7 protein-coding genes are annotated in these 11,787 nt (G+C 70.6%); all 7 read right to left on the bottom strand.

What is annotated here, in order from left to right; genetic code table 11:
* Window positions 1-297: 297 nt before the first annotated feature.
* Window positions 298-1,206 (bottom strand): PDR/VanB family oxidoreductase, encoded by a 909-nt coding sequence (locus C503_RS0136670; RefSeq protein WP_018687175.1) that lies wholly within the window; start codon window positions 1,204-1,206, stop codon window positions 298-300.
* Window positions 1,203-2,555, bottom strand: a complete 1,353-nt coding sequence (locus C503_RS0136665; protein WP_018687174.1) for an acetyl-CoA carboxylase biotin carboxylase subunit — start codon at window positions 2,553-2,555, stop codon at window positions 1,203-1,205. The genes C503_RS0136670 and C503_RS0136665 overlap by 4 nt, the downstream gene beginning before the upstream one ends.
* Entirely contained in the window at window positions 2,555-3,007 is a 453-nt protein-coding gene (locus C503_RS42365) for an acetyl-CoA carboxylase biotin carboxyl carrier protein (RefSeq protein ID WP_018687173.1), read from the bottom strand. Before C503_RS42365 ends, C503_RS0136665 begins: the two co-directional genes overlap by 1 nt.
* Window positions 3,007-4,737: an acetyl-CoA carboxylase, carboxyltransferase subunit beta gene (accD, locus tag C503_RS42360; RefSeq protein ID WP_084477513.1), complete on the bottom strand. Its 1,731-nt coding sequence runs from the start codon at window positions 4,735-4,737 to the stop codon at window positions 3,007-3,009. The genes C503_RS42365 and accD overlap by 1 nt, the downstream gene beginning before the upstream one ends.
* 413 nt (window positions 4,738-5,150) lie before the next feature.
* Window positions 5,151-6,686, bottom strand: a complete 1,536-nt coding sequence (locus C503_RS0136650; protein WP_018687171.1) for a PfaD family polyunsaturated fatty acid/polyketide biosynthesis protein — start codon at window positions 6,684-6,686, stop codon at window positions 5,151-5,153.
* On the bottom strand, window positions 6,683-9,058 hold the full coding sequence (locus C503_RS0136645; protein ID WP_026317067.1) for a hotdog family protein: 2,376 nt from the start codon (window positions 9,056-9,058) through the stop codon (window positions 6,683-6,685). Before C503_RS0136645 ends, C503_RS0136650 begins: the two co-directional genes overlap by 4 nt.
* Window positions 9,055-11,787 (bottom strand): KR domain-containing protein (locus tag C503_RS42355; RefSeq protein ID WP_018687170.1); only part of this gene is annotated, 2,733 nt, incomplete at its 5' end. The genes C503_RS42355 and C503_RS0136645, both read right to left, overlap by 4 nt.

Genomic DNA, 11,787 nt, shown 5'->3' with positions numbered 1-11,787 from the left:
CACCGCCCAAGAGACCGCGATCGCCCGCTACATCCGCTGGACCAACAAACACGCCACACCCAAACAACACTTCGCGGTCAACTCCAAGATCCGCAGACCTGATTACCTACCCAACATTGCTTGATGCGGCACTAGCTTCCCTCTGGTTGGGCCCGCCCCCTGGTGGGGCGGGGCCTGCCTTGCAGTGCGGCTGGTGGGTGACAGGGGGATGTCATGCATGTGATCGGGGTGTTGAGTGAGCCAGTGGTGCGACCCAGAACGTTGGCCGTGTATCGACGGACGTTCTGGGTCGCACCACTAGAGGTCCAGGACCAGGTGCGGGGTGCTGGCGCGGGAGACGCAGATCATCATGGATTTTCCGGCTTCGCGTTCGGCTGGGGAGAGGACCGAGTCGCGGTGGTCGGGGGTGCCGGCGAGGATTGTTGTCTCGCAGGTGCCACAGGTGCCTTCCGCACAGGACGACATCGCGGGGATTCCGTGCTGTTCCAACACTTCCAGGATTGTGTTCTCGACCGGGATATCCAGGGTTTGGCCGGTCGCAGCCAGTTCCACCGTGAAGGGGAGGCGCTCGGCGGTATCTTCTTGGGGGGTGAAGCGTTCGACGTGGAGTGAGTTCGGGGGCCAGGTTAGGCAAGCGGTTTCCACTGCGGCGAGAAGGGGTTCCGGGCCGCAGCAGTAGACGACCGTTTCAGGTTGGGGGGTGCCTAGTTCGGTTGCCAGGTCCAGGAGGCCGCGTTCGTCCTGGGGCCACAGGGTTACGCGGTCGCCGTAGCGGTCCACCAGCTCATTGGCGAAGGCCATGCTGGCGCGGGTTCGGCCGCCGTAGACGAGGCGCCAGTTGGGGGTTGTGGCGAGCATGGGCAGCAGTGGGGTGATGCCGATTCCGCCTGCCAGGAACAGGTAGTTCGGGGAGTCGACGAGCGGGAAGTGGTTGCGAGGGGCGCTGATTTCGACGTCGTCGCCTTCTGCGAGGGCGTGGACCAGACGTGAGCCGCCTCTGCCATCCGGAGAGTCGAGGACCGCGATTTGGTAGTGGGAGCGGTTCGATGAATCGCCGCATAGGGAATACTGGCGGATCAGGTCGGCGCGCAGGTGTAGGTCGATGTGGGCGCCGGGGGACCATTCCGGAAGGTCCGGGGCCGCCAGATCCAGGGAGACAACGCCGTCGGCGATCAGGGAGCGGCGGGTGATCACTGTGTTGATCACTGGGGGCCTCCGAAAAGCATGTCTCCGACCAATGAGGTGTCGTGTTTTCCATCGCGGAACAGCGGGTGGTCCAGCACATCGCGCAGGAAGTCGGCGGTGGTCGCGGTTCCTGGGCCTTCGACGCGGAGTTCGCGGAGGGCGGCGTGCATGCGGGCGATGGCGGTGTCGCGGTCCGGGCCCCAGACGACCAGTTTGGCCAGTAGGGAGTCGTAGGCGGCGGGGATGCGGTAGCCGCTGTGCAGGTGGGTGTCGACGCGGACGAACGGGCCGCCGGGGGCCGCGAAGTGGGTGACCGTGGCGGGGGCCGGGGCGAACCCACGTGCCGGGTCCTCGGCGTTGACGCGGCATTCGATGGCGTGGCCGGTCAACTCGGCCTGGGTGAAGCCGAGTGGTTCGCCTGCCGCGACGCGGAGTTGGTCGGCGACCAGGTCGCGGCGGGTGACCATCTCGGTCACCGGGTGTTCGACCTGGAGACGGCAGTTGACCTCCATGAAGTAGTACCGGTTCTCGGTGTCCACAAGGAACTCGAATGTCCCGGCGCCGACATAACCGGCGGCCACGGTCGCGCGGACGGCGGCGGCGCCCATCTCGGCGATCAGTGAGTCCGGGAGGCCGGGCGGTGGGGATTCCTCGACCAGCTTCTGGTGTCGGCGCTGCACCGAACAATCGCGCGCGCCAAGGTGGACCGCCGAATGATATCGGTCGGCGAGGACCTGGATCTCGACGTGGCGGGCGGACTCCAGGTAGCGCTCGACATAGACACGACCATCGCCGAAAACGGCCTGGGCGTCCAGGCGGGTTTCTCGGTATGCCCGTGCGAAATCGGTCGAGTCGCGCACGATTCGCATACCGCGTCCACCGCCGCCCGCAGCCGCCTTGATGATGACCGGGTATCCGATCTCGTCGGCCAGGGCGTGCGCTTCGGTGACCGTGTCGATTGCCTGCGTGCTTCCCGGCAGCAACGGCAATCCGGCCTCGACCATCATGGCGCGGGCGACTGCCTTGTCCCCCAGCTTCTGCATCACCGACGCGGGCGGTCCGATGAAGACGATTCCCTCGTCCTCGCAGACCTCGGCGAAATCGGGATTCTCCGACAGGAAACCGTATCCGGGGTGGATGGCGTCGGCACCGGCCCGCCGCGCGGCCTCGATGATCGCGGGAATGTTGAGGTAGCTCGCCTTGGACGGCGCTGGTCCGATGTGGACCGACTCGTCCGCGAAGCGCACTACCGCTGAGTCCTGATCGGCCGTGGAATACACCGCAACTGTACGGATGCCCAGTTCCCGGCAGGTTCGGGCGACGCGCAAGGCGATCTCACCGCGGTTGGCGATGAGTACGGTGGTGAACATCAGGCGGTCTCCGGGACATACGCCAGCAGTGGCTCTCCGTACTCGACCGGGGTGCCGTCGGTCAGCAGGACCTCCGTCACCCGACCGTGGTGGTCCGCCTCGACCGGGAGCATCAGCTTCATCGCCTCCACGATGCCGACCTGCTGCCCCGGCGCGATCACGCTGCCCTCGGCGACGAACGGCTCCGCGCCCGGCTCCGGCGCGCGGTAGAAGACGCCGACCGTGGGCGAGGTGATGTGCCTGGTGGTGGTGACGACCTCGGGCTCGGGTTCGGGTGGCTCGACGGGGGCGGGCACGGGAGCGGCGAGCACGACCGGCGCCGGTCCGTCCGCAAAGGACAGTTCGACCGCGATCTCGCCCGCGGTGACCTTGATCCAGCTCGGCGGCCGGGGCGTCTGCGTGCACAGTGCGACCGCGTTGGCGCGCACCGCGTCCAGGGTGCTCTCGGTCATCAGGCGCTCTCCCTCTCTGCGATCTCCTGGTCGAGCAGGTCCGGGGCGGGGACACCGAACCGGCGGAATCGGGCGTGCCTGCGCGGCACGAGGTTGGTCGCGTCCAGCGGCATCAGCTCGCGTATGGTCGAGGTCAGCGCCTCGCGCAAGGCTGCGGCGGCGAAGCCGTGGTCGGTGTGCGCGCCGCCGTCGGGCTCGGGAATGACGCCGTCGACCACGCCCTGGGTCAGCAACGAACGGGCATCGACGCGCAGCGCTGCGGCAGCGGTGGGCGCGGCCGCGGCGTCCTTCCACAGGATGGCGGCACACCCTTCCGGGGTAATCACCGAATACATGCCGTTGGCGCACATCAGGACCCGGTCGGTGACGGCCAACGCGAGCGCGCCGCCACTGCCGCCCTCGCCGGTGATCACGGCGACCGAGGGGACCGGGAGGCTCGACATCAGGCGCAGGTTCTCCGCGATCGCCACCGCCTGACCGTCCATTTCGGCCTCGACGCCCGGATAGGCGCCCGCCGTGTCGACGAGGGTGACCAGCGGGAGGCCGAGCTTGGCGGCGAGGCGCATGAGGCGGGCGGCCTTGCGGTAGCCCGCGGGCGTTGGCATGCCGTAGTTTCGCTCGGTCAGCTCGGCCGCAGTGCGGCCCTTCTGGGTGCCGATCACGATCACCGGGATGTCGTCGAGGTAGGCGAGGCCGCCGACAATCGCTTTGCAGTCGGACTTGCGGCGGTCGCCGTGCAACTCGACGAAGTCGTGCGTGATCAGGTTGAGATAGTCCACTGTGGTGGGACGGCCGAGCGTGCGGGCGGTGCGGACGTTGTCCCACGGGTGGGTTTCCGGCAGATCGGCCGGGTTGGTGCGGAGCGCGGGGCCGGGCTCGGCGGTGCTCTCGCGCGCGCGGCGGGTGGCGACGGCGAGGATCCTGGCCAGGGTGGGGCGGAGCTGTTCGCGCGGGCGGATGGCGTCGACGATGCCGTGTTCCAATAGGAATTCGGCGGTTTGCAGGCCGGGTGGGAGCGACTGGCGGATGGTCTGCTCGATGACCCGGGGGCCCGCGAAACCGAGGCGCGCGCCGGGTTCGGCGATGATCACGTCGGCCAGGGTGGCGAAGGAGGCCGCGACGCCGCCGAAGGTCGGGTCGGTGACCAGGGTGACGGTGAGGATGCCTGCCTCGTCGAGCTGGCCGAGGGCCTGGCTGGTCTTGACCATCTGCATGAGGGACAGGACGCCCTCCTGCATGCGTGCGCCGCCGGACGCGGTCACGAGCAACAGCGGGGTGCGTTCGCGCAACGATGTCTCGGCGGCGCGGGTGATCGCCTCGCCGACCGCGGAACCCAGGCTGCCACCGAGGAAACGGAAGTCCATGACCGCGACGATGACGGGGCAGTCACCGATTGTTCCGCGCGCGCAGACCACCGCCTCGTCGAGGCCGGTGTGCTGGCGGGCTTTACGGAGGCGGTCGGGGTAGGGGGCGGAGTCGACGAAGGCGAGCGGGTCGGCGTCGTCGATGGGGAAGTCCAGCAACCGCATGGAGTTCTCGTCCAGCAGGAGCGCTAGCCGCTCGGGGGCGGTGAGCGGGGCGTGGTGGCCGCAGTGCGGGCAGACCTTGGCGGCGCGGGCGAAGCGGCGGCCGTAGAGCATTTCCCGGCAGGCCGGGCAGAGCAGCCAGGTGGAGCCTTTGCGGTCGCTCACACGTCCTCCTGGGTTGCGATTGGTTCTTGGTTCGTGCATGGGGTACCGGTGGGCGGGGTGCGCAGTGGGTGTTGTCGGTAGTGGGGTGCTGTCGGCGGTGGGTGTTGCTGGCAGTGGGGTATGGTGCGTTCTGGCTTGGTTGTCCCGGTGGCCTATAGGCGCGTGCGTCTTTGGCTCCCTGGGCTTGAGTTATCCACAGGTGGGACCGGTTCGGGCTTGGTTATCCACAGCCTCGGGGTTCGGGCCTTCTCGCGTTGAGCTGCGGGAATAGGATCCACGCGTGGCCAGCCCCCGGGTGGGAGGGGCCGTGCCCTGGGGGCTGGTGATGATCATGGCGGGGTGTTCGGGTGGGGATGGGGGTTCCCGGGGTTGTCCACAGGGGTGGGAGTTGTCCACAGGGGGCTGGGTGGGGAGTGGAAGTGTTGGGGTGGTGGGGATACGGTGGCTGAGGGTCAGGGGACGGGGCGGTAGGTGGTGCAGGCGGCCGGGAGGTGGACGCCTGCCAGGGACAGTGTGGTGACGCGGGCGGTGAAGGCGGCGCCGTGGAGGAGGTGGGTGGCTATGTCGGTGACGGTGCGGTTTTCCGGTGGGGCCAGGTAGGTGCCCGCGGTCCAGGTGTTGAAGGCGCCCATGGCGGGGCCGCACCAGATTTGGTAGTCGGGGGTTCGGGAGGGGTCGCCGGTCATGCTCCAGCGGGAGGACAGGCCGAGGTACCAGCGGAAGATGAGGGCCATGCGACGCTTTTCGTTGCCCGCGGCGCGTTCGATCTGGGATGGGTCGCGTTCGCTGAAGTACGCGACCGTGTCGGTCCAGATGTCTTCCAGGGGGCGTTGGAAGATCTTGGATTCCAGGGTGGCGCGCTCGGCGGGCGGGATGGCGTCGATGCCGTCGTAGGCGCGGTAGAGGTCGTAAAGCTTCTTCGCGCGTGCCGGGAACAGGGTGCCGCGCTTGAGGACCTGGACGTCGACGCCGAGTTCGAACATGTCCGAGGACGGGGCCATCTCGGTGTCGGCGACGCCCGCGGTGGCCAGGAGGCGCTTGACCGCCGGGGACTGGCCGGACTCGACGGTGGCCTGGTTGATCGAGCCGGTCACCACGTAGGCGGCGCCCATGGCGAAGGCGGCGAACGCCGCGGCGGGGGTGCCGATGCCGCCCGCGGCGCCGACGCGGACGGGGGTGCGGTGGCGTAGCTCTCGTTGGATGGTGTCGCGGAGACGGAGGAGATCGGGGAGCAGGACCGGGAGGGGGCGGCGGTCGGTGTGGCCGCCGGAGTCGGCCTCGGCGGTGATGTCGTCGGCCATCGGGACGGTGCGGGCGAGGTCGGCCTGGTCCTGGGTGATGTCGCCGGTGGCGACCAGGTCGCGCAGGATCGAGTCCGGGGCGGGGCGCATGAAGCGTTCCGCGACCTCGGCGCGGGAGACCTTGGCGATGACGCGGTTGCCGATGCCGTTTCGGGTCAAACCGGCGGCGCGGTAGCGGACGATCTCCGGGGTCAGGTCGAGAAACGCGGACGCCTCAACGCAGCGCACCGACTGGCGCAGACAGATGTCCACTGTGGAGCGTTCCAGCGCCGGTTCGCTCGGACTGTGGATGAGGTTGCAGGCGAACGCGGCGCCGGGGGCGTCCCTGGCGATCTCGGCGAGGGCCTCGGCGACCTTGGCTGGCACGGTCGACGCGGCCCCGTACGAGGCCAGATAGCCTGCGCGGGCCATGGCGGTGACCAGGCGCGCGGAGGCGATGCCGTTGGCCATGGCGCCCGCCATGTAGGCGTGCCGGACGCCGTGGTCGCGGGTGAAGTCGGGGGCGCCCAGGCGCTGCGGGGGCATCGGCGGGACGGCGGCCAGGACGGTGCCCGCGCGGGCGGCGCGTTCGTCGTTGGTCGCGGCGACGCCGTCCTGGTCGACGATGTAGCAGGGGCGTTCGAGATCGGCCAGCACCGAGTACACCTCGGCGGCTGTCCGCGCGAGCGGGTTCACCACGGCGGTCATCGGGCACCCACTCCCCGGCACTCGACGGCGACGTCGTCGAGCTGGTAGATGCGCATGCCGGGCTTCCAGACGCTGGCGTCGCCGACCACGCGGACGCGCTGGTCGCCGTGCTCGACCCGTTTGATGTGGACCTCCAGGGTCATCTCGGCGTCGGTGGCCAGGATCTGGCCGCGGTAGCGCCACGACAGGGGCAGGCCGGTGGGCAGGACGAACTCCGGCGCGACCAGGCCGTTGGCCAGGCCCGTGTCGACCAGCCACTCCTGCATGGCCTGCAGGACGGCCTCCACGCCGAGCGAGCCGGGCATCACCGGGTCGAGGTGGAAGTGGCGGCGGAAGAACCAGTCCGTGTCCCGGACGGGCCGGACCGCGCGCAGGTAGCCCTGCCCGTGCTCGCCGCCGTTGTCGACGACCTGGATCTCGTCGATCAGGTCGAGGTGCGCGGTGGAGCGGGCGGGCCCATCCGGCCCGCGCCGCCCCACCCGCACCGTGCGCACCCGGGGAGCGGAGGCCTGGCGCTCCAGCCAGGTGGGCACGTAGGTGCCGCCGTCGAGGCCGGTCTGGTTGGCGAGCGCCTTTTCGTTGAAGAAGCCGAACAGGGACTCGCCGCGGTAGAAGGGTTCGCCGTCGACCGACAGCTCGTAGGTGAAGCTCTGCAGGACCGCGCCGCTCAGCACACTGGTGTTGACCAGCTCGGAGTGCTGCTTGATGGTCTTGTCGCGCAGGTCCACCTCGCGCAGCACGGTCGCGGTGCCGTCGAGGTTGCGCAGGCTGTAGTCGTCGGTGTCGGTGAGGGTGGCGCCGAGGAAGTAGCCGAGCAGCAGGGCGGACTGCAGCGAGGTCTCCATGTAGATGACGTTCGGCATGGAGGCGTTGGCGGTCTCGGCGTAGTACCAGGAGTCTGCGGGCGAGTCGTACTCGGTGTCGCCCGCGCCCCGGCTGAGCTGGTGGCGCCTGCCGTCCACGCGCATGACCCGGTCGCACAGGCGCAGGCCGCCACTGGGCATGCGGGTGGCGCGGCGGTCGGCGCAGCGAGCGAACTCGGGGCCGAGGGTGATCGCCAGGTCGCCGCGGGAACTGTGGATCATGTGGAACTCGTTGAGCAGCGCGGGTTCGCCGTCGGCGTTGCGACGGCCGAAGTCGCGCGGGATGACGCCGCCCTCGTCCGGGCCGATCACCACACCGGGGCGCTCGCGGACCTCCAGGCGCAGGCCGTGCACCTGGGCGACGACGGTGCCGTGCGCGACCAGCTCGACCTCGGCGCGCAGCCACGGCCGGGGGATCATGTCCACATCGGACAGCGTGAGCGTCAGCTCGACCTCGCCCGCCGGGTCGCCCAGCGCGACCTCGCCGCCGTGCACGAGCAGCTCGGCGTCCGGGAGGCACAGGTGCAGGCCCAGGTTGAGGGCGAACACCTGCGCGGCCTGGCTCGCGGCTTCGAGTACCGCGGTGACGTTGTCGCCGGTCAGGGTGGCCCGGCCGCGGAGGGTGCCGTGGTTCCAGCGGCCCGCGCGGCGGGTGAGCTCGGTGACGTGGGTGAGGACGCCGTGGCGGCCGGTGGCCAGGCGGACCATGGGGTTGAGGTCGCCCTGGTCGTAGGCACGGCCGAACACGCCTGCGATGTCGCCCGCGCGGAGGCGGTCGAGGTCGGCGGGGGCGAGGGTGGTGGCGGTGGCACGGGCCAGGGGTTTGAAGGCGCCCTCGGTGGTGGCCGGGTCGGGGTGGCGGCGGGTGGTGGTGGCCTCGATGGCGGTGTGGGTGATCGAGAGGGTGCCGTCGGCCGCGCGGGACGCGGTCACCATGAAGTGCCGCATGGCGACGATCGAGGTGGGCTGGTGGTCGCCGGACGGGGTCGCCTGGGCGGAGCAGGCGGAGCTGAGCAGCACGGTCTGGTCGGTGCCTGCGTGACGGGATCGGCCTGTCTGACCGGCACCGCCGGGGTGGGCGGGAGTCGCCTGGCCCGCACCAGCCTGGCCGAGCAATGGGGTCTGGTTGATGTGGCCGGGTAGGCGTTCCGCCGTGGTGTGGCGGGTCGCCTGGTCGGTGAGGGCGGCCAGGCGGTAGTGCTGGAGTACCTCCTGGGTGGCGAGCGCGGAGGCGTGGGCGGTGATCACGCTCTCGCGCAGCCGGGCGACCACTCGGGCGGCGAGGTCACCGGCGACGGGACGCGCACTGTCCTGTGTGGACCGACTGGGGGTCGCCGGGGCCTGCGTCCGAGCCGGGCTCAGGGCGGTCGTCGCGGTCGGAGTCGGTGCCGCGACCGGGGTCAAGGCGGTGGTCGGGCTCGGCGCAGGCTGGGCGGTCGAGGCGAGGCTGTCGAAGGGGGTGCCGTGGAAGGACAGGGTCTCGTGGGCCTCGGCGAGCAGGTCGGTCATCGCGTGGTCTCCGGTCGGTCGGTGCGCCGGTGGACGGCTTCGGTGAACTTGTCCTTCATGTCCGGGGTGGTCACCACGGAGACGTCGGTGACGCGCTGGAGCACCCGGCCCTCGGGCGTGCTGAGGACCACGTCCACGGTCACGGTCATCGGGCCGTCGCGCAGGTTGTCGACCGTGGCCACGAACGGGGTGCCGTCCGGGAGCGGGGCGAAGAACTCCCAGCGGCCCAGGGTCAGCGGCAGGCAGCCCGCGTCCAGGAACCAGACGCCCAGGACGGCGGCGGCCTGGAGGACCACGTCGCCGAGTACCGGGCTGTGCAGGGTCGACCGGTAGGCGCCGAGGCCGACCGGTTCGTCGGCGAGCGCGCATTCGGCGACCAGGCGGCGCGGGGCGCGGTCGAGGACTCGGCGGACGCCCTGCAACAGTGGGCCGTGGAACAGGTCGGCGTCGGTGTAGGCGGTGGTCGGGGTGCCGCCTCCGGTGTTATGGGCGGTTCCGGTGGGGGCGGGCGCCGGGGTGGTGGCCAGGACGAAGGTGCCTCGGTAGTGCGAGCGGCGCTGGGTGTCCGGGTTGCCGACCACGGCGGCGTTGATCACCAGCGTGTCGTCGACGACAGTGCCCGGTTCGGCGTCCAGCCAGTACTCGTCCTCGGGTGAGCCGTCGAACACGATGCCGCGCTGCACCTCGAAGCCGCGCACCTCGATCACCCGCAGGCCGGGGTTGGCCCGTTCCAGCGCGCCCGCGATCCAGCCGAGCGCGGCGGAGGCGGGGAACACCGGGTGAGCGCCGATGCGGTGGTCGTCGATCACCGGGTCGTCGCCGAGCGGGCGGACGTCGCGGCGGGCGAGCAGGGCCGGGGTCGGGCTCGGCGTGCGCGGACCGGTAAGCGGCTCGGCTGGGCCGATGAGGATCTCGATGTCGCCCAGGTGCGGGTCGGTGAACTGCTCGGCGAACATGGCGGCGCCGGTGTCCAACGGGAGCAGGTCGACACCGCGCTGACGGAACAGCTCCGCCAGTTCGGGGGTGACCATGCCGCCCGCCCAGGCGCCCCAGTTGATCGCGGTGACCCTGCGGTGCGGGGCGGCGCGCTTCCAGCTGGCGGCTGCGCGGCCGAGGGCCTCGTTGGCGACCGCGTAGTCGGACTGGCCCGTGTTGCCGAACACGCCCGCGACCGAGGTGAACAGGACCAGGTGGCGCAGCCTCGACTCGTCCACCGCGTCCAGCACGGCGCGCAGGCCGGTGAGCTTGGGGCCGAGGACGGTGTCGAGGTTCTCCCGGGTCTTGTCGGTGATCAGCGCGTCGGCGAGGGCGCCCGCGCCGTGCACGACGCCGGTGACCGGGATGTCCTTCAGGGCCTCGCGGACGGCGTCGGCGTCGGTGACGTCCACGGAGATGTAGCGGGCCTTGACGGAGTTGAGCGTGTGGTGGATCTCCCGTTGGGCCAGGAGTTCGCGGTGTCGACGGTCCACTTCGCGCGGGGTCACCGGGCCTGCGGCACGCATGTGCTCGATGAGCTGGGGCTTGAAGTCGCCGTCTGTCAGCCATTCCGGGAGGTCGGCGAGTTCGGTGCGTCCCAGTAGGACGAACTCGGCGCGACCTGCGAGGGCCCGCACGCATTCGGCGGTGACACCGCGCGCGCCGCCGGTGACCACGATGACGTCGTCCTCGGTGAGCGCGGACTCCCCCACGACCGCGGGCCGCTCGGCGAACACGGCGGTCCAGCGGTGTCCGATGTGGTCGATGCCGACCTCGACCGGCTCCGCGGCCGCGTCGTTCAGCTCCTTGGCGAGCCGGTCGACGGCGGCACCGCGGGGCAGCCGCGGGGAGAAGTCGAGTGCGCGGCAGAACAGGCCGGGCACCTCGTGGCGGAGCGTCTTCACCAGACCCGCGATACCACCGGCGAGCGCGTCGGCGGGGTCGGCGGCGCCTTCGTGACCGAGGGCGCCGTCGAGCGTGGTGACGGAGATGAACGCGGCCCGGGTGCCGTTGGCGATCGTCTGACGGAGGGCGGGGACGGTGTGCTTGGCGAGCAGGAGATGCTCGGTGAGCAGGGTGGTGGTGTCGGCCCAGGTGGAACCGGTGGGGAGGCCGACGAGGCAGAGGTCGACCCGGTCGGCGGCGGGCGGCTGGTCACCGGTGTGGCGGATGACGGTCCAGCCGCGCTGCTCCAGCGCGTCGGCGAAGTCGTCGGCGTGGCTGACGACGGCTACGGGGTTGTCGGCGTAGCGGGCGCGGGCCTCGTCCACATCGGGGACACGGACCAGTTCCAGGTACTGGCGGCGGAAGGTGGGTTCCGTGGGGGGCTCGGCGGAGGGTTCGGCGCCCAGGTAGGTGACGACGTCGGCGAGGGTGCGGAGTTCGGCGATCTGCTCGGGGCCGACCGGGGGGAGGTCGGGGAAGCGTTCGCCGAGGGTGCCGAGGATCTGGACTCGTTTGATGGAATCGACGCCGAGATCGGCTTCCAGGTCCATGGTCGGGTCGATCATCGACGTCGGGTAGCCGGTCTTGTCGGCCACGATCTCCACGAGAGCGGCCTGGATGGCGGCGCCGGACTCAGGCTGGGTGGCTTGGCCCTCGGATCGGGGCTGCGGGGCGTTGGGGGCGCCCATGTAGGCGACCACATCGGCCAGCGTGCGCAACTCGGCAACCTGCTCCGGACCGACAGCCGGGAGTGCGGGGAAGCGCTCGCCGAGAGTGCCGAGGATCTGGACACGCTTGATGGAATCGAC

Origin of the sequence: Actinokineospora enzanensis DSM 44649 (assembly GCF_000374445.1) — a bacterium.
GTDB classification, from domain to species: domain Bacteria; phylum Actinomycetota; class Actinomycetes; order Mycobacteriales; family Pseudonocardiaceae; genus Actinokineospora; species Actinokineospora enzanensis.
Note: the sequence above shows the minus strand (reverse complement) of the source record. Positions and strands in the feature narration are given on the sequence as shown.

Bases quoted from the DNA above. Each gene is read 5' to 3' on its own strand.
- C503_RS0136665 (WP_018687174.1), bottom strand. From the start codon at position 2,555: ATGTTCACCACCGTACTCATCGCCAACCGCGGTGAGATCGCCTTGCGC.
- C503_RS0136645 (WP_026317067.1), bottom strand. From the start codon at position 9,058: ATGACCGACCTGCTCGCCGAGGCCCACGAGACCCTGTCCTTCCACGGC.
- C503_RS0136650 (WP_018687171.1), bottom strand. From the start codon at position 6,686: ATGACCGCCGTGGTGAACCCGCTCGCGCGGACAGCCGCCGAGGTGTAC.
- C503_RS42365 (WP_018687173.1), bottom strand. From the start codon at position 3,007: ATGACCGAGAGCACCCTGGACGCGGTGCGCGCCAACGCGGTCGCACTG.
- accD (WP_084477513.1), bottom strand. From the start codon at position 4,737: ATGCACGAACCAAGAACCAATCGCAACCCAGGAGGACGTGTGAGCGAC.